We start from the raw sequence: 22,921 nt of genomic DNA, 5'->3' as shown, positions 1-22,921 counted from the left end.
TTTTGATGAAGGTGCCTAAACCTAAAAACAAAACCAAGGATAAACCCCATGATCCATACTAATGATCGCATCATCAAACACAAGACCGGATTGCTCAATCTTGCAGAAGAGCTTGGCAACATCTCAAAAGCTTGCAAGATGCTTGGTGTTTCGAGAGACACTTTCTATCGGTACAAGGAAGCTGCTTCAAGTGGCGGTGTGGACGCCCTTCTTGAAAAGAGTCGACGGGTGCCTAACCACAAGAACCGTGTTGACACAGCAATTGAAGAGGCCGTGTTGACTTATGCCCTCCAAGAGCCTGCCCATGGACAGGTTCGAGTCTCCAATGAGCTACGTAAACGTGGCGTATTCGTGTCCCCTAGTGGTGTCCGGAGTATCTGGTTACGGAACGACCTGGCTAACTTCAAGTTACGATTAAAAGCACTTGAAGCCAAGGTGGCTAAGGAGGGGCTAATCCTCACGGAGTCGCAGGTTCAGGCCTTGGAAAGAAAGCGACATGATGATGAAGCCTGCGGGGAAATTGATACTCAACACCCCGGCTATCTAGGTTCTCAGGACACCTTCTATGTAGGAACATTTAAGGGGGTTGGGCGTGTTTACCAACAAACCTATGTCGACACCTATGCAAAGGTAGCCCATTGCAAGTTGTACACCACTAAGACGCCAATCACAGCAGCAGATCTTCTGAATGATCGTGTATTACCGTTTTACGCCATGCATGATCTGCCGGTGTTGCGTATTTTGACTGACCGCGGTACTGAATATTGCGGCAAGCTGGAGCAGCATGATTATCAGTTGTACTTGAACATCAACGAGATAGAACATACCAAGACAAAAGCCAGGCACCCACAAGCAAATGGTATCTGTGAGCGCTTCCATAAAACTATATTACAAGAGTTCTACCAGCCATCGTTACGACGAAAGATCTATGGATCAATAGAAGAGCTACAAAAGGATCTGGACGAATGGCTCGTATATTACAATAATGATCGAACTCATCAGGGTAAAAAGTGTTGTGGTCGCACACCGATGGTAACCCTTGAAGAGGGTAAAAGTATCTGGAAGGAGAAACTCGTAAACTGAATTTGACCTGACAGAGTACCTTCTGAAAAACCGGTAACTGTCAGATCAAGTCTGAACTACTACAGATCAGCCGAGTCCGTAATGAATAGTTCCCTATCCATAATGAATCTCTACCCTGCTATAGTGTCAAGCATCTCTTCATTTGGGTTGGGTTTCATGGCATTGCGCTACTTCCGATTCAGCGGCCACGCTGACAGCTTCACAGCAGCGAGCTAAACAAACCTCCCCAGATACGAGTCGAAGCCTTCACTACACAGCTGCATCATCAACTCTACCGGTTAGATCACATGCCTCACTTCGCCTCCAGGCTAAGCCATACAGGATGTTTCTATTCATCAACTCGTAGTTTTGCTAGCAGCTTCATCTCCACAAGACCTCGCGGTATTGTAGTTGCCATTCGCTAGTAGTTAGCATTTAATGGATCCCATTCAGCAGTGATGTTCCTACAAGGGATTGGTCCACGCCCATACTGTGCATACCAAGGCCAAGCAGCATCCCCCTTCTGGGGCTGGACCTCGCTACGCTCGGCCGCTGTTGACGGCGTTAGATTTTCTGCTCATCGGAGATAGGGAATGTCAACGAGAGAAATCTCCAAATATTATGACTCAACAGAACATAGTGATACTCGAGAAGATTTAATTTTTGCTCTTAGCGAAGTAAAAGGAAGAAAGGTTGCTGTTGATTGTGGCTGTGGAGCAGGATCAGATATAGCTTATTTGCGCGGTAAAGATTTCACAGTTCATGCCTTTGATATCGAAAATGAATCTATATCTAGATGTCGTAAACGATTCAAAGATGATGAGCAGGTCCTTCTATCAAAGGATAGTTTTAATACTTTTAACTATCCTGAGTCCTCGCTGGTAGTTGCTGATGCCAGTCTTTTCTTTTGTCCTGAAAAAGATTTTGAGTCAGTTTGGTTGAAAATAACTAACTCTTTGACAGAGGATGGAATCTTTTGTGGTTCATTCCTAGGGCCGAAAGACACAATGGCTGGGCCTGAGTATAATAAGGAAGCATTTTGGAGTGATACTCTAGTTATGAATGAATCGAAGATAAGAAAACACCTCAGTAACTTTGAGCTATTAAAGTGGACTGAACATGACCTTTCAGGAGAAACTACAGATGGTACACCGCATCATTGGCATATATTCTCCATCGTAGCGAAAAAAGTCTAAATCGAGTAGCCGGTTGTTTCTAGCCACCGCCCCCCATGCCACCCAACGTGCGGCTCCGCAATTGGCGGTTCCCTATCCGTAATGAATCTCCGTTTTACTAGCGGCTTCCTCTCCACAAGATCTCTCAGTGCTGCAGTTGCCATTCGCTAGTAGTTAGCATTTAATGGAATCCATTGAACGGTAATCTCCCTACAGTGGGCTATAACTCCATTAGTCCATGCCCATGCTAGGTGTACCAATTGGCTGCTAGACTTAGCATTGTGTGCCTCGTCATCGCCCCAGGTGTTAAACACACGCAAGATTAAGAGCCCTCTCCGTTTTATCGCGGCTGTTGAACCCGATAATTGATAGAGGAAAGAAAAATGGATGATTTAAGAAGCAGGACTGCGAGAAGATCCAAGACCAAAGCTAAGCCCCATAAGAATAGTGCTAGAACTGAAAAGCCGTGGATTTCAGAGAAAAACTAGAAATTGATGTATACACGTTCTGAAAAGCTTCGTAGAGCTCAGCAATTAGGGATCGAGTACCCCAAGCGAACTATGCTTCAAATCCTAAATACTGAGCTTCCAGAGAAAGATTTAGATATGCGAAATCTCCTATTCATATGCAGCCGGAATCAGTGGCGTAGTCCTACAGCTGAAGCCATTTGGAGAAAACACCCTGATTTCAGCGCTAAGTCTGCGGGTACCAGCCCGCGGGCTAAAAAAACAGTCAGCTCAGCGGATGTTCGCTGGGCTGACGTGATATTCGTCATGGAACAAAAGCATAAAAATAGGCTAATAGCAGAATTCTCTAGAATGCTGGATCATAAGCCAGTTCATGTCTTAGATATCCCAGATGAATACAAGTACATGGACTCAGAGTTAGTTCAAGAATTAGAATCCGCTGTTGGGGCGTACTTGGAGAGTTAGTGCCGAGGTTCAGCCCTTAACAAATTTAGGTAAGCAGAAAAATTACTACACCTGCAGTTCAGCAGTTTCTCTCTGCTAAAAACGGTAGGTGCGTAATATCGACAACCTCTTTGAGACATAATAATGAAGAAACTCAAAAACGAAAAAGAGTTAGTGAAAAAGGCTATAGCACTCGGTACTGCATATGGCACCAAGCGAGGAGTTGTCGAGTTCGAAGCTACCGATTCAGCTCACGAGAAACTCGAATATATTTACCGTCTTTTAGTTCACGATAAAGTAATTCAACCGCTTCCAGAAGACAAGATATCACAGAAGGCAATCATGCATAGGTTGGCAATTTGGGCTTCAAAGTACTGAGCGCTCTGATAGGGTTTTCAACTAAATCAGGTAGCCACTAGTTTCTAACGAACCGCCCGGTTCATGCCTCCATCAGACAAGATACTTTGCCCATTGATGTATCGGGCTTCATGTGAAGCAAGAAAGACACAGGTCTGCCCGATTTCTTCGAACGTGGCAGTGCGCTGTGCGGGTATGGATCTGCGGGCAAACTCCGACAGGTTTACGTTTTCACAAAAGCCCGGCATTAAATTATTCATGCGAATATTGTATCTTGCATAACGATCACCATAGAGCTTGGCAAAACTGTGTAAAGCGCCACGCAGCATGCTCATCGGATAAGACGCTCTCGGCTCAACCGTGTTCATTGAAGAAATATTGACGAATGCCCCTCCTCCCTGCTCGATATAAATCGGCGTGACGATACGGGCAAGCTTGACAACATTGAGCACGTACATATCGAGGCTCTCATGCCAGAGATCATCACTTAGCTCGAGCAGGGGGCCGTTGAAATCAGGATCGAACCCTACTGTTTTAATTTCTTCCGGCACCCCGCCACCATGGCCCATATTGCTAACGACCGCGTCGATACGGCCATAGGTTTGCATCGTGTCATCGACCATTGCTTGCAGATCTGCGGTTTCGAGAACCGAACCCTGCCGCCCTATACCACCTAATTCCTTGGCCAGTTCAACACTGCGGTTGGAAGGGGACATCAACGAGACTTTGTAACCCGCCTTAGCCATTTCGCGGGCGCAGCCGGCACCAATTCCCTGACCAGTTCCAGTCATAATAGCAACTCTTGTTTCGGACATTACGCTATCCTCTAGTGCAAATAATTCATGGGTGGAGATCAATATACGATCTTTAAAATTTGTAGCAAAAGGATATAATTACATGTACTTATGAGTTTAATTCATACCAAAACACGATCTTTACCATCTTTGGCCGGCTTGCGTGGGTTTGAGGCTGCGGCAAGGCATATGAGTTTTACCGATGCTGCGAAGGAGTTGAGCGTTACGCAAACGGCGATCAGTCACCAAGTGAGAAATTTGGAGTCGAGACTGGGTGTAAAATTGTTCCATCGTGCGGGAAAGTCGATTTCATTGACCGATGCTGGGAAAAAGCTGTTATCCGAAGCCAGTGCATGTTTTGATCGACTCGAAAATACGCTCCACCTCATCAAAGCCGAGAGTCAATCTCCGGTGGTAACCGTGAGCGTAACCCCCAGTTTTGCCAGCAAATGGTTAATACAGCGGTTAGGTAACTTCTGGAGAGCCTACCCTGATATACAGTTGAATGTTCACCATACCCTGGCTCTCGCCAATTTCACTAACGATGGCGTCGATATTTCCATTCGAGCTGGTGATGGAAACTGGCAAGGTTCAGTGACCAGGCTTTCGTTGCCGCTCGATTTAAGCCCGATTTGCCACCCTTCGCTGCTAAACGGCAAAAATCCTTTGAAAGAGCCTTCCGACCTCAAGCATCAAACCTTACTGCATGAAGATAATTTTGACGATTGGGCATCGTGGCTCAAAGCAGCCGGGGTCGACGATGTCGATCCACGATCAGGTAACGTCATGAATGATAGTAACTCTCTCGCAATTGCAGTCGAAAACTGCCAAAGCGTTGCGCTGGGCCGAATATCGCTAATCGAGAATGACTTAAGATCTGGAAGAATCGTAAAACCATTCGATGTAAGTATTGATTCCAACTTCTCTTATTATCTTGTCTGCCCATACGAAAAACTTGATAGTCCTGGAGTACAGGCTTTTCGTAATTTTATACTCAGCGAGGTAAATCAAGCTGTTCAACGCAAGTCCGGAGAGAGATAAGGTATCGCTTAACAACAATCAATTAGCTGGACACGGCAAAGCCTCGCCGATAATCCTAAGCGTTAATAGTCTTATGGAAACAATCCATCTACAAGTAAAATATTTTCAGGAAATATTGATCCAGCGGTCTCGTAGCTAATTGATACAAGGAGTTCCGAAAATAATAATGTTCAAAATCCGCAAAAGTAAAAAGTTACGGTCACGTAGCTTGATTAGGCACCAGAGTCAGCACTACATGTTTTGCTAGGTGCTAACAATGCTAAATACATACATTATATACACAAGTGTAAAATGCCGAACGGAGAACACATGAATAAAGTAAGAGATACAGGTGATATTTAAGGTAGAAAATTTAGCAAATCAGAAATCAAAAGACTGGAAATAGAGCTCTAACAATACCCCACCCTAAAGATATCAACAAAGCGATCTTTCGCAATCTAAATATATTGATAATCACTTACCAAAAAAAATAATAAAATTCAAAATAGAGCACCCCAAGCTTTAACACTTGTTATTACTTAGCTTTGATTTAATAACTACATCATCAGTATTTAGAGAGTCACATATGAGCTCATGATAACCACGGGGCAGCAATGTTTAGATGAGATATTATTGCGATTATACCGTCTACAACACTAACCTATGTCCAACTTTATTGGCAACCCAGGACAACACCGTTAAAACAGGAAAACAAATAAATCATCAGCCTTGGAAGGGTAACAAGAGAAGGGGAAGTATGAAGTGGCTTAAGATAAGCCACTTCTATTACAAAAGGCTAATATCTACTAAAGCGGTAACGGCATAGGTTTTTCATTCACCTTAAGCTCACTATCTTTCAGGCTGACATTTGAGATGTAGCCGTCATTGGTAGACACTAACAAACCTTGCTGTTCAAGGGACGCTAATATGGTCGGCACCTGTTGAGCAGCGATTTGCTCCAGTTGCTCTTCACTCATACCTTGAGTTTGAGGGTTATTTTTCAATTGAGCTTTCATCACTTGTACGGCAATAAATTCAATCACAGCTTTATCGCCACTTAGCTCTCCGTCAACTAAGGTGTGTGACAGCCAAAAAGCCGGATCTAGTGGTTGCTCCGGTAACGCACTGATGCCAACTAAGCTAGTATGAAGGTTACTATTAAAGCTGCCTTGTGGGAAAGTACCGCGTAAGCTGGTAATGTTCAGTTGAGGCTCGCCAGCCACTAAAGATAGCAAGTTTTCGCTCATAAACTCCATTGTCTTAGTAGTTGCTTCTTCCGTAGGTAGTTTATTGAGTGAAACGGCAAAGTCCTGATAAGACTTCAAAAATTCCTGACTGATATTGGTGACCTCAAGCTCAAGGGCCAGATCTTCACCGTGGAATTCAGCTATATCGACCTTTTTAGTTCCATAGGCAACTTGCATATTCCCCAGCTGATTTTCTGGGTTGAGTTCAGTACTGGCCTTTATATATAAATCAGCAATGTCAATATTTTCGTTTTGCTCTCTATCATTTAACTTTACGGCACCAAAGTTAATTGTTGTATCAGAATCATAAAACGTACTTTCAAACATTGCTTCAAGGGAGGAAGGCATGGTCATATCCATAGTCAACCTTTCAACCTTAAAATCCCTTAGCTCGGAAGTAACGGTAAGGCTATCGGCACTCCCCTGGTAAGTTAGTTGCTCATCCTGATATTGCCCACGACCCTGAAAACCACTAAAAGTTAACTGAGTTTTTTGATCCTCAACATCAGTAGTAAATGGTGTAATGCTATCGTTATAGTAATAACTACCTAAGGCCTTCATATTGCCATGGACCTGGTAAAAAGGAGCCTCCTCAGCCCAAACCAAATGTTCACGCAATTGATCACCGGCGACTTCTAGCGTCCAGCCAAGCCATCCGAAACCGGCATGTTCACCGAAGCGAAAGGGGCCGTGGGAAGCACTGAAATCCACTTCTACAGAAAAAGATTCAAGTTCAGAGGTAACTGGTATATCCGCGAAAGCATTGACATCCATGCTGACCAAAAAGGTGGCCTGGGTTGAAAACCAGGATGAATCCATGTTTTTTACTTCAACCGTGTATGCCGAATTTTTATTCGCAGTAGCGAGTATTTCATCAATGGATGACTCGAGCTGAGCACCTACTATTTTAGGCCCAACAATACCGGTAAGCACTGCTGCCGGAAGCAATACACTTAATACTTTTTTCATTAAGATAAATCCAAACTACAAATATGATGATGGGAAATAAGTCTATTATTTGCTATTATTATCTCATACTTACAGTTAGCTGTAAGTGAATATGTAAAATATTTATCCTTTTCACTCTAAACTACAAAACGGGCGTCCCACAACAACAATATGTGAAGCGGACTCTATGAAACCCACCACATTAACTATCTTGACTGGCGCCCGTGATGGCAAAGGGGGAGGTTTCCCTCACCGACAATGCGAACGCCTTGCTCAACTGTAATTGGCACAAATTCTTATGCTCTTTAAAGGATCGTGTAAATGTAACCGTTGACGATTTGAGGTTCAGTTTACTGGGCCACTCGAAGGTTTAAATCCACGCGTATGCGATTGTAATTATTGTCAAGCTAACCCATCACGCATTATTAGTGATCCAAATATGTTAGTAATTTTCATTGGAGATGGAATTTCAACTAGACAAAATTGGGATCAGCTCGCTAATTTCTATCATTGTAAAAGTTGTAATCAACTGTTAGCCGTAGGCTGCGATATAAATAGTCAGCTTCGCGGAGCGGTAAATCTCAACATATTGAACGACATGAATGAAATTGGCAAACCTGTTCAAGTGAAGCCAAGACTATTAAGTGCCGAAGAAAAACTAGAACGCTGGGGCAAGTTGTGGGGCTCCCTCAGTGGGCTTTAAAGGCATAATAAGATACAGCAATAGGTCCTGTTGATCACAGAGGCCGCCAAAATATCGCCTCAACCGAAGTGATCTTGAACTTTCAGGATATTAACACTAATACCGCCTAACCCAACTTTGTTCGCCCGGGTAAATAACCATAGCGCGTAATAGAGGGTTTACCAACCTTGGTTTTCAATGAGTGGTGTAGGTCAAGCAATTCAATTTGCTCAACCTGAATAACTTGCGCCTTCTTTAGCGTTATCCTTAATCAAGTCAAATGAGATCGTTTTCCACAGTGACACGACACTACCATCATTCATGGAAAAGCATTCCTCTTGATTGTTAATTGGGCCAGATCAATCAGTGCACCGCATCACAGTCTTTCTATCTCAAACACCAGAAAAGTTACATCTAATTAGCTTCTGAAATTTCTCTTTGAGATTGAGAGACATTGTTGAGGTCTTCTCCTATAGAAAGGTTAAGGCGAGTCAGTTTTGCATTCAGAGTTACCACAACCGCTAAAACGACCAATAGGACAGTAGCTGGTAAAGCAGTGCTGAGCGCTTGCCCAGCCAACAGGTGCGATCCCGCAGCTCCGATCAAAGCGATGGAGAAACCTGCATATCCCCACTGTTTAAGTGTTTCAAACTTTGGTTGAAGGATTACAATCGCGCCGATCAAATAGGCGGCACCTAAGATTTTCAACAAATATAGGGGGTAGCCTAGTTCATTCGCTGCCTGAACGAGGTCCTCTTGCCCAGATAGTTTGGACATGCCCGATGCCGCCATAAGCACTGCGAACAAAGAAGAGGCCACATAAAAAATGACTGCTTGTTTTCTCATGAAGGGAATCCTGTTTTATTGAATAACATGCACAGACTAGGTGTTCCCTTATTGCAGTTATATAGACAAAAAGGCAAACTGGTATTGCATGAATGCAACGTCAGGTTTGTGATATGGATTGGAACGATTTGAAGGTCATTATCGCGCTTGCAGAGAAAGGAACCTTAAAGGCGGCTTCTAGGCAGTTGAATGTTAATTCGACCACTGTGTGGAGGCGGATCCAGCAGCTTGAAAGTGAGCTTTCAACGCAGCTATTTATTGTTAGTCGTCGCGGCTACCAACTGACTGAGGCGGGGCGAACTGTTTTGGATAGTGCCAAGCGAATGGAGTCATTGGCCGATGGCATCCTCATTCAAAGTTCTCTGCAACATGACAAAGTTCAAGGTTTAATTCGTGTTACCGCACCCTCAACAATGGCAACGACCACTTTGCCCGAGTGGGTTAGTGAATTCCGGAGGTCATTCCCCGACGTTGAGTTTGAGATCCTTGAAAGTGAGCAGGCTCTGGATATCGAGCATCGCGATGCGGACATTGCCATTAGGGCAAGTCATACAGCACCGGAAAACCTTATTGCGCGTAAAATGAGAGATGTAAATTTAAGCATCTATGCCTCTGAAGACTTTTTGAAGGCTAGTGGGTATAACGCTCCTTTCAAGTTGTCCGAAATTGAACGCCTAACAGCTATTGACTACGTGCACTTAGATAACCCAGCAGTGCATTGGTATCAGAAACGAATTAAACACAATGCTAAATCCATATATTGTAATTCTATCACTACAGCATTGAACGCTGCGCTTAATGATCAAGGGATAGCATTGTTACCAACTGATGATTCATACGATCTAGTTGAACTCTATCAACTGGACGCTAAGTACAACTCATCTTTGTGGATTCTTGCTAATAAGGATCTGAGAAACACAGCACGTATCAAGGCTTTTTGGGACTTCTTAATTACTAAAATGGAAAATTATAAAGTTCAATGATTTGCATGTTCCTATGCATGGAACTATCAGGGGGAGCTAAAATTCTATGTATTACGAAATGTTACAACACCAAAGGTTCCTCTATCTCTTCTTCATTTTCTTGTCATCTTATTTTTCTGCCTAAAGTCCAAACCTGACTATGCAATTTACAGTTAATAGGTTTCTGATAAGTCCCCGTTTATGCGGGCCTTGATAGGCTGGCTATCAAACAAAATGTTACAAATCAAAGGCTTAGGTTACCATTGAATATTGGCTTTAATTTCCCGCTAACAAAAAGGAGTTCAGTATCAGAATCAGGCAAGAACAACCATACAAAGCCAAGCACGATCGCAAGAACAAGTATTTGTTGGACCACCACCATTTTGCAGCCATGCTCCATATTGATTGGCGCTTGCTGTACAAGTAAAAATTTGGAATTTTCAAGCAATGTCAGGAATTATAGAATTAGAGCGTCTTTTGAGCGAAATGAATCCCGAACTTATTGAAGATGAATTTGTATTTTGCACTGTTTCAGGCTCATTAGCTCAATATATTGAATGGAACCCACTTGCGAGCTTCAATGAAAAAGAAGGATTAACACTTGTCTTAACAAAAGATATCGCAAGCCGAGAGGGCTTGCAGTTTAAAAATACTTACAAGCAAATAACTTTAACCGTACATTCTAGTTTAGAGGCTGTTGGATTAACAGCCGCTGTTTCTAACAAACTAGCTTCGAAGGGTATTAGCGCAAATGTAATTGCAGCATACTTCCATGACCATATTTTTGTACAATCAGAAAAAGCAAGGAAAGCGTTGATTGCATTGAAAGAAGTCGGCAAAAACGGTTTATAAGTGCTCCAACAAGGGCATATACTGGCTGACTACTACGCTGCGTGTCAGATTTTGACCACCTCGTATATTCCTATTAAGCAAGTGTTAAGATTTTAGGGTTGAGAAAGTATGGCAAAGGAAATTGAGCGGAAGTTCTTAGTAGATGAAAAGTCTATTGCTTCTTTTACAGGAGGAAAGAGAATCAAACAAGCCTATGTGAGTACGGAGTCCAAAGCTGTAGTTAGAGTTCGTGTAATTGGAGATCGTGCATACCTAACATTGAAAGGTGAAAGTAAAGGAATTACACGGACTGAGTTTGAGTATCCAATACCCTTTGAAGACGCAAATGAAATGATTGCGGAGCTATGTGATGGTCCCCTCATAGATAAAACGAGGTTCATAGTAGAGCACGAAAAACACACTTGGGAAATAGATATCTTTCATGGAGATAATGACGGCTTGATTGTTGCTGAGGTCGAGATGCAAAGTGAATCTGAGAGTGTGGTGTTGCCGGAGTGGATTGATAAAGAGGTTACTGGAGATCCAAAATATTATAATTCCAACTTACTAGATTTTCCATTTAAAGATTGGGATAAATCATAACTAGAACGTGCGCAACATTGACACATAATTCGCTGAGCTAATCACAAAATAAATTCTGTATGTCCTCGGCTCAGCCAGGCATCATGAGTAAATCACTATGAACCCAGCCATAGAAGAATTAAAAAGATATTTAACCGAGCTAGAATCGGTGAATGACTTTGAGTCGATAGAACTTAAATCTGAGCATATTGGCATTTTAATTCAGGTAAAGTCGGCGATAGGACAGCTTGAACTATGCGAAAAGTATGGTATCAGTGCAGCTTCACTAGTAAGTAGTTTACCCAAAACTGAAAATCCAAATTTTTGCTATTTAGTGGTACATGAAAACGAATCGTCGAACCCTGATAGCTGGGAGGAAGTTATCTTCGAAGGACAGAAAATTCAATTTAGTGGTGGTGACCTTGTAATTCGCAAGTAATCTACACACAGCAAATCATTGTCGCCAATCAACAAACTGCTTATATATTACAATTCTTATAGAAGTTAAGCACTAAAGACCCACGCCGAAAGCATGCCTAAAAAGAGACTAAAAGGTACTCAGACGCAAGTAATGACTACTATGACAATAAGAGAAATTTGCTTATTAATTTTGGTTTTAGGAATCACACTCCTCTTTGGCATTATAAAAATCCACAACCCCGATGTAAGCTTTGAAAGCTCAGATGGCCATTGGGGAGACTCTGAAGTTCAATTTAAGGGGCGAGATTATTCCTTAATAGAAGAAGGATTCCGTAGGTACAAACTTCAATGTAACGCAAGCGATGTGTACCTTGTTAGAAATACCGAAAAGAATTGGATAAATGTACTTGCTTGGCCAAACTACCTCTCTCATGAGAAATAGAAAGTCCCATACAGAACCGCAAGTGGAGTGCGCTATGATGGCATTATTAGGTGCCAGACAAGCCAATGACACACACTCTAAGTCCAGTACTGCGTAACCCTAAAAACTTCAATCTGCTTTTGATCAGAGGAATAGTCTAAGAACAATAGGACCCTCCTTCACCTTCTCAAAACTGGCGCACATTTTCATTTATTGAGCTGTCGCAAGACATTACATAACCCTACCGAATAAAAAGTATATACATAAGAATTAAACGTTCCTTCGCACCACTGGCGCTATCTCCCGCAACGATTTATAAATCAGACAAGCGAATAGGATTACCGACAACTAAAAAATTTCGCAGAAAAGCAATAATCGTTTTTCAAATTATCTCTTCTTGCGTGAGAGCACCCTCAGAATCAGCATTCTTGATTTGCCCTTTTACTGCAAGACCAGTGATTGATACGGGCTTCGCCCGCAGAAACATGGGAGAGCGAAGTTGAATTACCCGGATCAGTTCACTCCTCAGATTTGGCCATTGATTGTTTATTGTCTGGCCGTATTTGCCCTAATTACCTTAATGCTCAGCCTTTCCTATTTTCTCGGTCAAAAACGCAGAGATCCGGCTACCGATGAGCCCTATGAGTCAGGTATTGTTTCCCAGGGCAATGCGCGTCTGCGCCTATCTGTCGCCTATTACCTTGTTGCCATCCTATTTATCGTCTTCGACCTGGAGGCGATTTACCTATTTAGCTGGTCCATCGCATTTTATGAAACTGGCCTGCTCGGGTTTATCGAGGCCACCGTATTTATCGTGATACTGCTGGTGGGGCTTATTTATCTGTGGCGCCTGGGTGCACTTGACTGGGGCGGATACCAGAAGAGTTTGGAGAAACGCCAAAAACCCCGATAACAACAATGAGAATTCATAATGCGCTGGAAGCTGAGCAAAGCCGACGACCTGATTGCCACTGAACGCGGCAATCCTTCTGAAGAAATAAGCACTCAAGATTTAGAAAAAAATATTCTCCTTACCAAACTCGAAGAGCTGGTTTCCTGGGGCCGTTCAAATTCCCTATGGCCATTTAATTTCGGGTTGTCCTGTTGCTATGTAGAAATGGCCACCGCCTTCACCAGCCGCCACGATATCTCTCGCTTTGGCGCTGAGGTCATCCGTGCAACCCCGCGACAAGCAGATTTAATTGTAATTTCAGGGACGGTTTTCCTGAAAATGGCACCAGTGGTACAGCGACTTTACGAGCAAATGATCGAGCCCCGTTGGGTCATCTCCATGGGTTCCTGCGCAAATTCCGGCGGTATGTACGATATCTACAGTGTGGTTCAGGGGGTCGATAAGTTTCTCCCGGTCGATGTTTATGTGCCCGGCTGTCCACCGCGCCCAGAGGCCCTACTGCAGGGATTAACCTTGCTGCAAAAGTCGGTGGCTGCGGAGAGACGAGCCTTCAGCTGGGTTGTCGATGATCAAGGAACTCACAAGGTTCCAAAGCCTAGTCAGCGTGATCTCCATAGGGAGGAACGTATGAAAGCTGACATGCTACGTGCGCCCGACAGTGTTTAGGCTTCATGGAATAAGAAAAAAACAACGGAATAGCCAATGACTGGCGTAATTGCGAAAACTGTCCACACAGCAACTCCCTACAGGAAAGCAGCAGAGGCATTTATTCGGGACCTCGACACCGGATATAAGCTTCACTCGTTCTGGTGGCAGCCATACAGTGATGATATGCCCACACTGTGGATCGAGAAACATGCCTTGATCCCTCTTTTGCTCTTTCTCAAGCGGGATATCGCCCAGCCATTTGAAATGCTGTATGACCTGAGTGCTATCGACGAACGGCTGCGGGTCAACCGTGGGGAGGGAACCGAAAAACAGCCTTCCAGCGATTTCACCCTGGTATATCAACTACTTTCATTTACCCGCAATTTATTTATCCGTATCAAGGTGGCTCTTCCCGAGAGTGATCTGAGCGCACCGACTATTACTGCCGTTTGGGAGAATGCCAATTGGTATGAACGGGAAGTGTGGGATCTATTCGGTATCGACTTTCCAGGTCATCCCCATTTACAGAGAATCATGATGCCGCTGACCTGGAAGGGGCATCCACTGCGCAAGGATCACCACGCCCGAGCTACCGAAGTCGACCCATTTAGTCTGTCAGAAGAGAAGGAGCGCAAAGAACAAGACGCCCTGCTGTTCCGGCCGGAAGACTGGGGAATGGCCAGGAGTAATGAAGACTCAGAGTTTATGTTCCTCAATCTGGGCCCGAATCACCCCAGTGTGCACGGGGTATTCCGTGTAGCCCTTCAGCTGGATGGTGAACAGATTATCGATGCAGTGCCAGATATCGGTTACCACCATCGCGGTGCGGAGAAGATGGCCGAGCGCCAAGCCTGGCATACCTATGTGCCCTACACCGACCGTATCGATTACCTCGGCGGTGTCATGAACAACCTGCCCTATGTGATGGCACTGGAGCAACTCGCCGGCATTAAGGTCCCTGAACGCGCACAGATGATACGGGTGATGATGTGCGAGTTCTTCCGCATATCCAGCCACCTGGTATTTTTTGGCACCTTTGCCCAGGACGTGGGGCAGATGTCTCCCGTGTTCTATATGTTTATCGATAGGGAAAAACTGTTTGGAATAGTTGAGGCCATTACCGGCGGCAGGATGCACCCGGCATGGTTCCGTATCGGCGGTGTAGCGCAGGACTTACCCCAAGGTTGGGACAAGATGGTGCGGGACTTTCTCGACTATATGCCCGCACGCTTAGCCGATTACGACGGCATGGTAATTAAAAACAAACTCCTGCAACGCCGCACCCGTGGTATTGGTGTCTACGATACGGCGGAGGCGTTTGAGTGGGGGGTTACCGGGCCAGGGCTTCGCGCCACGGGCCTGGATTGGGATCTGCGCAAGAAACGCCCTTACAGCGGCTATGATCAGTTCGAGTTCGAGATTCCCAGCTACGATGGTGGGGACTGTTTCGACCGCTGCCGGGTCCGGGTGGACGAGATATGGCAGAGCCTGCGGATTATCCGCCAGTGCCTGGAAAATATGCCGGCAGGCCCTTATAAGTCGGACCACCCTTTGACTACCCCTCCGCGAAAGGGGCGCACCATGGAGGATATCGAGACTTTAATTCAGCACTTTGTGAATAACAGCTGGGGACCGGTAATGCCAGCCGGCGAAGTGTGTTATCCCATTGAGGCCACTAAAGGAATCAACAGCTACCAAATCGTTAGTGATGGGGGGACCACCTCATACAGGACCCGAATTCGCACCCCTTCATTCCCACACCTGCAAATGATTCCGTTAATGTCCAACGGACTATTGATTGCTGACCTTATTGCCATTATTGCCAGCATCGACTTCGTCATGGCGGATGTGGACAGATAACAATAAAAAACTACGGCACGCACAGGGCCGTATAGCAGCGGAGTAGAAAAGTGTACGGAAATATACCCAGCGTTTCAGCCATCGCACACACAGATGGCAGCAGCGCCTCAACGAAACCTCCGCAAGTTCTATCTCGGGGGCGACTATGTCCAGCTTACTAGAACCGGAATTGATTGAAGTAATGGAGCAAGGCAATAGCAACTCAGCAGACAACCAGGCGACCTTAACAGTACAAGAAAAAGAGGAAATTGATCAGGAAGCCATCCACTACCACGAAAAAACTTCAGTGGGGCTCGAGGCGTTGCGGATTGTACAGAAACATCGCGACTGGATTTCCGATGAGAGCCTCCAGGCAATTTCCAATTATCTGGATATTCCCGTTGCAGAACTTGAGAGTGTCGCCACCTACTTCCAGTTGATTTTCCGCCAACCAGTAGGCAAGGAAGTGATCTACCTGTGTAAAAGCTCCAGCTGCTGGATTATGGGTTGCGATAATTTGCAGAAAAAAATATCTGAGCGCTTAAATATCCAGCCTGGAGAGACCTCCGAAGATGGGATTTTCACCCTGCTGGAAACGCCTTGCCTGGGAGATTGTGATAAAGCTCCAGTCCTTATGCTCGGCGAGGAGATGCATCGCCATTTGGATGAGAAAGGTATTGATGAATTAATCGATAAGAAGAAAAAATACCATGCTGACAAATCCACTGACTAAGAATATTTCCAGTGACAATATTGCCGCCACTATTGAGCAATATGTGGAAAACGACGGCTACCAGGGCTGGCGCAAAGCCATCACCATGGTACCGGACGATATTATCAACGAAGTAAAAGATGCAGGCCTGCGTGGACGCGGTGGTGCGGGGTTTAACACTGGGCTGAAGTGGAGTTTTGTACCTAGGGGTGAAGATTCGCCCAAACAAAAGTACGTTGTCTGTAACGCCGATGAAATGGAACCCGGCGCCTTCAAAGACCGATTGCTAATGGAGCGAGACCCCCACCTCCTTCTAGAGGGAATGGCTATAGCCGCCTATGCCATTGGCGCCTCTCACGCCTATATTTTTATTCGTGGTGAATACCACCTGGCTGCAAACCGGCTCGAACAGGCAATCGATGAAGCCAAGCAGCAGGGCATGATTGGCGAAAATATTTTCGACAGTGGCTTTAATCTGGAGATCTGTCTGCACCGCAGCGCCGGTAACTATATCTGTGGTGAAGAAACCGCACTGCTAAACGCCCTTGAAGGCAAGCGGGCCATTCCCCGCGCCAAGCCCCCCTTTCCACAGGTCAGCGGGCTTTGGGGCAAACCCACCGTCGTTAACAATGTAGAGACCTTGTGCAACCTCCCCCATTTAATTAGCCACGGCGTGGAGTGGTACAAAAACCTTAGCCGGGGTGACGATGCGGGAAGCAAAATATTTGGTGTTAGCGGCAAGGTTAATAATCCAGGGGCTTGGGAACTCCCAATGGGGACGCCCATTCGCGAAATTATTGAACAACATGCCGGTGGCATGAAAGATGGCCTACAACTGAAGGGCATTCTTCCCGGTGGAGGATCGACCGACTTCCTCGGCCCGGACCACCTCGATCTTCCCATGGATTACGACGTTATCGGCAAGGCCGGCAGCCGTATGGGGACCGGCACGATCACCGTGCTCGACGATAAAACCTGCCCCGTAGGCTTGGTACTGAACTTGACCCAGTTCTTCGCGCGGGAATCCTGTGGCTGGTGTACCCCCTGCCGGGACGGCTTGCCCTGGGCGGTCAAAATTCTGGAGAGAATAGAGTCTGGCCAAGGGACGAAAGAAGATTTGGAACTCCTCCGAGAACAGTGCGAGCGTATTGGCCCCGGCAATACCTTTTGTGCCCTGGCTCCCGGCGCCGCAGAGCCGATACAAAGCGCGTTAAAACTCTTTGAACAGGATTTTATCGACCATATTGAAGGCGGTTGTTGCCCCTACCAATAAATTAGCGCGACAACCCTGCCCCTGAAAGCATTAATAAAAAGAAAATGGATTTCAAATGCCAACCATCACAATAGACGGTAATAAATACCAGGTTGATGGAGATCAAAACCTGCTCACTGCCTGCCTGTCCCTGGGTTTGAATGTCCCCTATTTTTGCTGGCACCCCGCCATGGGTTCTGTTGGCGCCTGCCGCCAATGTGCGGTTATCGAGCATAAGGACAGCGAAGATCAACGGGGCCGGTTGATTATGAGCTGTATGACACCGATAAAAGACGGCGGTATTTACAGTGTCAGTTCGGAAGCTGCGAAAGATTTTCGCGGTTCTGTGATAGAAGACCTGATGACCAACCACCCTCATGATTGCCCGGTTTGTGAGGAGGGTGGCGAGTGTCACTTACAGGATATGACTGAAATGTCCGGTCATACCATGCGCCGCTATCAGGGTACCAAGCGCACCCATCGAAACCAGTATCTCGGCCCCTTTATCAATCACGAAATGAATCGCTGTATTACCTGCTACCGGTGTGTCAGGTTCTATCACGACTATGCCGGTGGCGAGGATTTACAAGCACTGGGTCGCAATCACCAGGTCTTTTTTGGGCGCAATACCGAGGGCATGCTGGAAAATGGTTTTAGTGGGAACCTTGTCGAAGTATGCCCCACCGGAGTATTTACCGATAAGACCTTCAGCCAGCACTTTGTCCGAAAATGGGATTTGCAGACAGCCGCCTCAGTCTGTGAACACTGTGCCGTGGGTTGCAACACCGCGCCTGGAGCGAGGGAATCCGGCAACAACCAAGACCCGATGTTGCGCCGTGTGGTCAACTTATATCACCACGATATCAACGGCTATTTTCTCTGTGACCGGGGGCGCTTTGGATACGAATATGTCAACAGTAAGAGCCGGATAACCCAAGTACTTTCTGCGCGCAAAGATGATGTGATCAGCTCTACAGCAGAAACTGATGAACGTTTGCATAAAGAGGTTTCCCCCAAGGATGCAGTGTTCTCACTTTCAGAAAAACTCGCATCTGCGCAAAGAGGTGAACATCATTTAATAGGTATAGGTTCACCCAGGACATCATTGGAAAATAACTTCGCCCTATTAAAGTTTGTAGGGCGGGATAACTTCTTCTCTGGCCTCAACCAGCGGGATATGCAGCTACTACACCTTGTAGACAGAATTCAGAGCGATGCCAATATCCACAGCCCGACCATCCCTGAGATAGAAAATTCAGATGTTGTATTGATACTCGGGGAAGATATCTACAGTACAGCCCCCAGGGTTGCCCTGGCAGTTCGCCAAGCAGCACGGAGCCGCCAAAAAGAACAAGCTGAATCATTAAGAATACCCTTGTGGCAGGATGCTTCTGTTCGACAATTAGAGGGTGAACCCAGCCCGATTATTTTTATCGGCACCGAACTCAATCAGATCTCAGATATTACCTGTAAAGCGATCTATACCCTGCCGGAACAGGCTGCCCAAATCGGCCAGGCAATTGCCAATAATATTCTGGAGGTTAAAAGCAACAAAACTTCACTGAGTGCAGAGAATCTGGAGGAAGCTGAAAGAATCTCAGCAATATTAACTGCGGCCAAAAACCCAGTGATCATCTCTGGAACCAGCAGCAAAAATATCCACCTTACCCACGGCGCAGCCAAAATCGCCAGTGCACTGGCAGAAAAAAATGGCAAACCTACTTCTCTATACTTGTGTTGTGAAGAGGCTAATAGCTTGGGAGTTATTCAGCTGTTTGAGCCCGAAACCGGTTCCCTTGAGCATCTGATCACTGAACTCAAGAATGACAAAACCAATATCGATAAAACCCTAGTGATTCTGGAGAATGACCTCTCCTTAAGAATCGCAAGTGAAGAGTTAAACAGTCTGTTTGCCAGCGTCGACCATATCGTTCTGCTGGACACCCTGCTCAATGAAACCGCCAAATATGCCGACTTAATCTTTCCTGTATCCGCAACGGCCGAATCCCAAGGGACATTTATTAACAATACTGGTTTGGCACAGCGGTTTTACGCGGTCTATGAAGGCACTGGGTTTATCCAGGAGAGCTGGCGCTGGCTGGTAGATGCCGCTGGTTTTTGCACAGAACACTCCGAGAGTATCGACACTATTATCAATTGGAATCACTGCCCGGATATCACCGATTCCCTGGCAGCAAGTGTTGCTTCACTCAAGGTCATCAAAGATTTAGGGCCGGATGAAAACTTCCGGATTCAAGGGCTGAAGGTTGCTCGACAGACCGCTCGCTATAGTGGTCGCACTGCTATTCACGCAGAGGAACATGTCTCAGAGGAGCCCCCACACCAAGACCCCGATGCTCCTATGAGCTTTAGCATGGAAGGTGTGCACAATCCAAACCGGTCACCGCTGCAAGCCAATATCTGGTCTCCCGGATGGAACTCCAACCAATCAATTTTCAAGTTTCAGCAGGAAGTAGGTGGCGAACGCCGTGGTGGTGCCTCGGGCAAATACATCCAGCGACAGGAGCAAGCACTTTCGGAATGGTCCTTGCCCACAGCCCCCGATGGCGATACAGATAGCGAAAACCACAGCCTAACGACACTGCCGATTTACCGAATGTTTGGTTCGGAAGAGCTCAGTAACCGCGCAATGGCCATCGCTACAGTGATCGATAAGCCATTCTTTACTTTAAATCGAGGTGATGCCGAAAGTGCCAACCTCAACCAGGGAGACACAGTGGCGTTAGACACCAATAGCGGTGTTTTCCGGGGCAGTGTGGTTATCTCCGATAGCCAACCTTCGGGCAGCCTGGGTGTGCCCTTTGGTCTTCCAGGGCTTGAAACTCTTGCCCCCGTATTACCGGGTGGCGCCAATCTGTTGCCAGTGGAAGAAAGCTCCGCAATCGGGCAAGAGGACTAATTATGAGCACAAATATCTGGATCATATTGCTCAATATTTTCGGCGTATTGATAGTTACCGTGCTGCTAGCAGCCATTTTAACTTGGGGCGAGCGCCGCCTATTGGGCTTTTGGCAAGATCGTCCGGGTCCTAACCGAGTAGGGAAATTTGGCACCCTGCAAGTTATTGCAGATATGATCAAGCTGTTCTTCAAGGAAGACTTCACTCCGAAATTTGCAGATATTCCCGTATTTGTACTGGCACCCACTGTAGTTATGGCAACCATGTTGATTGCCTTTGCTGTAGTGCCCATATCGCCCAATATTGGGGTCACCGACCTGAATATCGGTTTACTGTTTGTGCTGGCTATGAGTTCTATTGCGGTCTATAGCGTAATTCTCGGGGGATATGCATCAAATAATAAATATGCTCTGCTCGGTGGGCTAAGGGCTGCCGCTCAAACCGTGTCCTATGAAGTATTTATGGGTTTGAGCTTGATGGGCGTTGTTATGCTCTCAGGCAGTTTCAATCTGCGCGAGATTGTTAATGCCCAGGCAGATGGTTGGTTTATCATCCCTCAATTCCTGGGTTTTATTGTTTTCTTTATTGCCGGTATTGCCGAGAGCCGCAGAACTCCATTTGATCTTCCGGAAGCTGAGCACGAACTGACAGCGGGATTCCATACCGAATACTCCGGTATGAAGTTCGGCATGTTCTTTGTGGGTGAATATCTGGCAGTGATTCTAATTTCAGCGCTAATCACCACACTGTTTCTCGGTGGATGGCACGGCCCCCTACTGCCCCCATTTATCTGGTTTTGCCTGAAGACTGCCATTCTGGTTGGTGTGTTTATTCTTTTAAGGGCGGCGATTCCACGCCCCCGTTATGACCAATTAATGAAATTCGGCTGGAAGGTCATGCTACCTCTGGCCCTGATCAATCTACTGGCTACCGCAGCGGTACTTTTGTGGACTGCCTAGAAAATTAAAATAAGCGTGCGAGGCCAAAGAAATGATTTCAAGCCAGATTCGCAGCATGTGGTTGGTATTTAAACACCTGTTCCGGAAGAACGTTACCGTACAATACCCTGACCAAAAGCCCTACTTGGCACCCAGATATCGTGGCAGGATCGTGCTCACCCGAGATCCCAACGGTGACGAGCGCTGCGTTGCCTGTAATCTCTGCGCCGTTGCCTGCCCTCCTGATTGTATTTCACTGCAAAAAACAGAAGATCCTGACGGCCGCTGGCGTCCCGAATATTTTCGTATCAATTTTTCCCGCTGCATTATGTGTGGGCTTTGTGAAGATGCCTGCCCAACCTATGCCATTCAGCTAACACCTGACTTTGAGATGTGTGAGTACGATCGGCAAAACATGGTGTACGAAAAGGAAGATCTTCTAATCAGTGGCCCCGGTAAGTATCACGACTACAGCTTTTATCAAATTGCAGGAAAGGCCATCTCAGGTAAAGACAAGGGCGAAGCTCAAAATGAGGCCGAGCCCATTAATGTAAAAAGCCTAAATCTCTGATTTCAATAAGGCTAATAACTAAAAAGAGGTTTTCCCAGTGAATTACATTTTCTACTTAACCGCTGCGGTTGCCATTGTCTCAACCGCCATGGTTATCTTTCACAAGAACGCGGTCCACGCGCTACTTTATCTTGTCACTTCACTTTTATCGATTGCCGTTATTTTCTACCAGTTTGGCGCCCCCCTGGCAGCTGCTTTAGAAGTTATTATTTATGCCGGCGCAATCATGGTATTGATTATTTTTGTCATCATGATGCTCAATCAGGGAGACGCTTCAGTTGCACAGGAGCAAGCCTGGTTACAACCCCACACCTGGATTGGCCCAGCCCTTCTATCAGCCATTTTGTTAATCCAGCTACTTCTGCTGGTTAGTAGCGGGCAAATCCCTTCAGAGCAAACCTATCACTATATCGGTCCCAAACAAGTCGGTATCGCACTTTTTAGTCATTACGTTCTCGCTGTCGAACTGGCTTCAATGCTGCTTTTGGCAGGGCTTGTTGGAGCTTTTCACCTCGCCCGACATAGAAGAACAGTTAAACCGGAGTGAAGCTATGCCTATCGAATCTGCACCTGGCTTGGAGGCTGGCGTGCTGTTGGCCTCCATTCTGTTTTGTTTGGGGTTAGCCGGATTACTAATCCGAAGAAATATTATTTTTATGCTGATGTGTATTGAAATTTGCACAAATGCCGCAGCATTAATGTTTGTTGTCGCCGGCGCACACTGGGGCAATGCTGATGGGCAGGTGATGTTTGTTTTTGTTGTCACCCTGGCCGCTGCCGAAGTAGCCATTGCACTAGCGCTGGTCTTGAAATTCTATTATCGCAAACACACGGTCGATATTGACCAGCTCAATGGATTGAGGGGTTAAT

23 protein-coding genes are annotated in these 22,921 nt (G+C 45.9%); 20 read left to right on the top strand and 3 right to left on the bottom strand.

The annotated features are described in order from the left end of the window. Positions 1–48: 48 nt before the first annotated feature. The 3 genes from ACJJIY_RS09895 (at position 49) to ACJJIY_RS09885 (ending at position 3,526) form a co-directional block, all read left to right on the top strand. Entirely contained in the window at positions 49–1,083 is a 1,035-nt protein-coding gene (locus ACJJIY_RS09895) for an IS481 family transposase (RefSeq protein WP_445359511.1), read from the top strand. Between the two features lie 572 nt (positions 1,084–1,655). After that, complete coding sequence (locus tag ACJJIY_RS09890; RefSeq protein WP_445359510.1) at positions 1,656–2,258, top strand: class I SAM-dependent methyltransferase; 603 nt, start codon at positions 1,656–1,658, stop codon at positions 2,256–2,258. Between the two features lie 1,034 nt (positions 2,259–3,292). Beyond that, positions 3,293–3,526, top strand: coding sequence for a DUF5062 family protein (locus ACJJIY_RS09885; protein ID WP_413664607.1), 234 nt, complete (start codon positions 3,293–3,295; stop codon positions 3,524–3,526). A 44-nt stretch (positions 3,527–3,570) separates the two neighbouring features. On the opposite strand, the gene ACJJIY_RS09880 is transcribed toward ACJJIY_RS09885, so the two are convergent. After that, positions 3,571–4,320, bottom strand: a complete 750-nt coding sequence (locus ACJJIY_RS09880) for an SDR family oxidoreductase (RefSeq protein ID WP_445359509.1) — start codon at positions 4,318–4,320, stop codon at positions 3,571–3,573. A gap of 90 nt (positions 4,321–4,410) precedes the next feature. Here ACJJIY_RS09880 and gcvA point away from each other — a divergent pair, with 90 nt between their 5' ends. After that, positions 4,411–5,340, top strand: coding sequence for a transcriptional regulator GcvA (gcvA, locus tag ACJJIY_RS09875; RefSeq protein ID WP_445359508.1), 930 nt, complete (start codon positions 4,411–4,413; stop codon positions 5,338–5,340). 785 nt (positions 5,341–6,125) lie between these two features. Here the strand turns inward: gcvA and ACJJIY_RS09870 are convergent. Beyond that, positions 6,126–7,535 carry a YdgA family protein gene (locus tag ACJJIY_RS09870; RefSeq protein WP_444895010.1) on the bottom strand — a complete coding sequence of 470 codons (1,410 nt, stop codon included), beginning with the start codon at positions 7,533–7,535 and terminating at the stop codon, positions 6,126–6,128. A 418-nt stretch (positions 7,536–7,953) separates the two neighbouring features. On the opposite strand from ACJJIY_RS09870, the gene ACJJIY_RS09865 reads away from it, so the two are divergent. Beyond that, a complete protein-coding gene (locus ACJJIY_RS09865) occupies positions 7,954–8,217 on the top strand; it encodes a hypothetical protein (RefSeq protein WP_444895011.1) in 264 nt (87 codons plus the stop codon). 393 nt (positions 8,218–8,610) lie between these two features. On the opposite strand, the gene ACJJIY_RS09860 is transcribed toward ACJJIY_RS09865, so the two are convergent. Next, positions 8,611–9,042 carry a DoxX family protein gene (locus ACJJIY_RS09860; protein WP_445359507.1) on the bottom strand — a complete coding sequence of 144 codons (432 nt, stop codon included), beginning with the start codon at positions 9,040–9,042 and terminating at the stop codon, positions 8,611–8,613. Positions 9,043–9,155: 113 nt separating this feature from the next. Here ACJJIY_RS09860 and ACJJIY_RS09855 point away from each other — a divergent pair, with 113 nt between their 5' ends. The 15 genes from ACJJIY_RS09855 to nuoK all read left to right on the top strand — a co-directional run bounded on the left by ACJJIY_RS09855 (position 9,156) and on the right by nuoK (position 22,920). Then, positions 9,156–10,025, top strand: coding sequence for a LysR family transcriptional regulator (locus ACJJIY_RS09855; RefSeq protein ID WP_444895013.1), 870 nt, complete (start codon positions 9,156–9,158; stop codon positions 10,023–10,025). Between the two features lie 426 nt (positions 10,026–10,451). Next, positions 10,452–10,856 (top strand): ACT domain-containing protein, encoded by a 405-nt coding sequence (locus tag ACJJIY_RS09850; RefSeq protein ID WP_444895014.1) that lies wholly within the window; start codon positions 10,452–10,454, stop codon positions 10,854–10,856. A gap of 108 nt (positions 10,857–10,964) precedes the next feature. Beyond that, positions 10,965–11,438, top strand: coding sequence for a CYTH domain-containing protein (locus ACJJIY_RS09845; RefSeq protein WP_444895015.1), 474 nt, complete (start codon positions 10,965–10,967; stop codon positions 11,436–11,438). A 97-nt stretch (positions 11,439–11,535) separates the two neighbouring features. Further along, positions 11,536–11,856 carry a hypothetical protein gene (locus tag ACJJIY_RS09840; protein ID WP_445359506.1) on the top strand — a complete coding sequence of 107 codons (321 nt, stop codon included), beginning with the start codon at positions 11,536–11,538 and terminating at the stop codon, positions 11,854–11,856. A gap of 141 nt (positions 11,857–11,997) precedes the next feature. Beyond that, positions 11,998–12,279 carry a hypothetical protein gene (locus ACJJIY_RS09835; protein ID WP_445359505.1) on the top strand — a complete coding sequence of 94 codons (282 nt, stop codon included), beginning with the start codon at positions 11,998–12,000 and terminating at the stop codon, positions 12,277–12,279. Between the two features lie 478 nt (positions 12,280–12,757). Continuing rightward, a complete protein-coding gene (gene ndhC / locus ACJJIY_RS09830) occupies positions 12,758–13,171 on the top strand; it encodes an NADH-quinone oxidoreductase subunit A (RefSeq protein WP_282934024.1) in 414 nt (137 codons plus the stop codon). Positions 13,172–13,189: 18 nt separating this feature from the next. Next, positions 13,190–13,837 carry an NADH-quinone oxidoreductase subunit B gene (locus ACJJIY_RS09825; protein ID WP_413664591.1) on the top strand — a complete coding sequence of 216 codons (648 nt, stop codon included), beginning with the start codon at positions 13,190–13,192 and terminating at the stop codon, positions 13,835–13,837. 36 nt (positions 13,838–13,873) lie between these two features. Further along, a complete protein-coding gene (gene nuoC, locus ACJJIY_RS09820; protein ID WP_445359504.1) occupies positions 13,874–15,679 on the top strand; it encodes an NADH-quinone oxidoreductase subunit C/D in 1,806 nt (601 codons plus the stop codon). 145 nt (positions 15,680–15,824) lie between these two features. After that, positions 15,825–16,391 (top strand): NADH-quinone oxidoreductase subunit NuoE, encoded by a 567-nt coding sequence (gene nuoE / locus ACJJIY_RS09815; RefSeq protein WP_445359503.1) that lies wholly within the window; start codon positions 15,825–15,827, stop codon positions 16,389–16,391. After that, positions 16,369–17,643: an NADH-quinone oxidoreductase subunit NuoF gene (gene nuoF / locus ACJJIY_RS09810; RefSeq protein ID WP_444895019.1), complete on the top strand. Its 1,275-nt coding sequence runs from the start codon at positions 16,369–16,371 to the stop codon at positions 17,641–17,643. The genes nuoE and nuoF overlap by 23 nt, the downstream gene beginning before the upstream one ends. Before the next feature lie 55 nt (positions 17,644–17,698). Further along, positions 17,699–20,542 carry an NADH-quinone oxidoreductase subunit NuoG gene (gene nuoG / locus ACJJIY_RS09805; RefSeq protein ID WP_445354974.1) on the top strand — a complete coding sequence of 948 codons (2,844 nt, stop codon included), beginning with the start codon at positions 17,699–17,701 and terminating at the stop codon, positions 20,540–20,542. A 2-nt stretch (positions 20,543–20,544) separates the two neighbouring features. Continuing rightward, on the top strand, positions 20,545–21,501 hold the full coding sequence (nuoH, locus tag ACJJIY_RS09800; RefSeq protein ID WP_282934030.1) for an NADH-quinone oxidoreductase subunit NuoH: 957 nt from the start codon (positions 20,545–20,547) through the stop codon (positions 21,499–21,501). 31 nt (positions 21,502–21,532) lie between these two features. Then, positions 21,533–22,051, top strand: a complete 519-nt coding sequence (gene nuoI, locus ACJJIY_RS09795; RefSeq protein ID WP_282934031.1) for an NADH-quinone oxidoreductase subunit NuoI — start codon at positions 21,533–21,535, stop codon at positions 22,049–22,051. Positions 22,052–22,088: 37 nt separating this feature from the next. Continuing rightward, the gene (gene nuoJ / locus ACJJIY_RS09790) at positions 22,089–22,598 is read left to right on the top strand and encodes an NADH-quinone oxidoreductase subunit J (protein WP_445354975.1); all 510 of its coding nucleotides are present in this window, start codon (positions 22,089–22,091) and stop codon (positions 22,596–22,598) included. Positions 22,599–22,602: 4 nt separating this feature from the next. After that, the gene (nuoK, locus tag ACJJIY_RS09785; protein ID WP_445359502.1) at positions 22,603–22,920 is read left to right on the top strand and encodes an NADH-quinone oxidoreductase subunit NuoK; all 318 of its coding nucleotides are present in this window, start codon (positions 22,603–22,605) and stop codon (positions 22,918–22,920) included. Position 22,921: the final 1 nt, after the last annotated feature.

The sequence above is a fragment of the Microbulbifer maximicatervae (SeqCode) genome (genome assembly GCF_052468155.1).
The sequence above is the reverse complement of the archived record's forward strand: the minus strand, read 5'-3'. Positions and strand labels throughout refer to the sequence as shown.

What these genes read in the sequence shown, in the direction of transcription:
- ACJJIY_RS09895 (WP_445359511.1), top strand. Translation starts at nt 49, where the DNA reads ATGATCCATACTAATGATCGCATCATCAAACACAAGACCGGATTGCTC.
- ACJJIY_RS09890 (WP_445359510.1), top strand. Translation starts at nt 1,656, where the DNA reads ATGTCAACGAGAGAAATCTCCAAATATTATGACTCAACAGAACATAGT.
- ACJJIY_RS09885 (WP_413664607.1), top strand. Translation starts at nt 3,293, where the DNA reads ATGAAGAAACTCAAAAACGAAAAAGAGTTAGTGAAAAAGGCTATAGCA.
- ACJJIY_RS09880 (WP_445359509.1), bottom strand. Translation starts at nt 4,320, where the DNA reads ATGTCCGAAACAAGAGTTGCTATTATGACTGGAACTGGTCAGGGAATT.
- gcvA (WP_445359508.1), top strand. Translation starts at nt 4,411, where the DNA reads ATGAGTTTAATTCATACCAAAACACGATCTTTACCATCTTTGGCCGGC.
- ACJJIY_RS09870 (WP_444895010.1), bottom strand. Translation starts at nt 7,535, where the DNA reads ATGAAAAAAGTATTAAGTGTATTGCTTCCGGCAGCAGTGCTTACCGGT.
- ACJJIY_RS09865 (WP_444895011.1), top strand. Translation starts at nt 7,954, where the DNA reads ATGTTAGTAATTTTCATTGGAGATGGAATTTCAACTAGACAAAATTGG.
- ACJJIY_RS09860 (WP_445359507.1), bottom strand. Translation starts at nt 9,042, where the DNA reads ATGAGAAAACAAGCAGTCATTTTTTATGTGGCCTCTTCTTTGTTCGCA.
- ACJJIY_RS09855 (WP_444895013.1), top strand. Translation starts at nt 9,156, where the DNA reads ATGGATTGGAACGATTTGAAGGTCATTATCGCGCTTGCAGAGAAAGGA.
- ACJJIY_RS09850 (WP_444895014.1), top strand. Translation starts at nt 10,452, where the DNA reads ATGTCAGGAATTATAGAATTAGAGCGTCTTTTGAGCGAAATGAATCCC.
- ACJJIY_RS09845 (WP_444895015.1), top strand. Translation starts at nt 10,965, where the DNA reads ATGGCAAAGGAAATTGAGCGGAAGTTCTTAGTAGATGAAAAGTCTATT.
- ACJJIY_RS09840 (WP_445359506.1), top strand. Translation starts at nt 11,536, where the DNA reads ATGAACCCAGCCATAGAAGAATTAAAAAGATATTTAACCGAGCTAGAA.
- ACJJIY_RS09835 (WP_445359505.1), top strand. Translation starts at nt 11,998, where the DNA reads ATGACAATAAGAGAAATTTGCTTATTAATTTTGGTTTTAGGAATCACA.
- ACJJIY_RS09825 (WP_413664591.1), top strand. Translation starts at nt 13,190, where the DNA reads ATGCGCTGGAAGCTGAGCAAAGCCGACGACCTGATTGCCACTGAACGC.
- nuoC (WP_445359504.1), top strand. Translation starts at nt 13,874, where the DNA reads ATGACTGGCGTAATTGCGAAAACTGTCCACACAGCAACTCCCTACAGG.
- nuoE (WP_445359503.1), top strand. Translation starts at nt 15,825, where the DNA reads ATGTCCAGCTTACTAGAACCGGAATTGATTGAAGTAATGGAGCAAGGC.
- nuoF (WP_444895019.1), top strand. Translation starts at nt 16,369, where the DNA reads ATGCTGACAAATCCACTGACTAAGAATATTTCCAGTGACAATATTGCC.
- nuoG (WP_445354974.1), top strand. Translation starts at nt 17,699, where the DNA reads ATGCCAACCATCACAATAGACGGTAATAAATACCAGGTTGATGGAGAT.
- nuoH (WP_282934030.1), top strand. Translation starts at nt 20,545, where the DNA reads ATGAGCACAAATATCTGGATCATATTGCTCAATATTTTCGGCGTATTG.
- nuoI (WP_282934031.1), top strand. Translation starts at nt 21,533, where the DNA reads ATGATTTCAAGCCAGATTCGCAGCATGTGGTTGGTATTTAAACACCTG.
- nuoK (WP_445359502.1), top strand. Translation starts at nt 22,603, where the DNA reads ATGCCTATCGAATCTGCACCTGGCTTGGAGGCTGGCGTGCTGTTGGCC.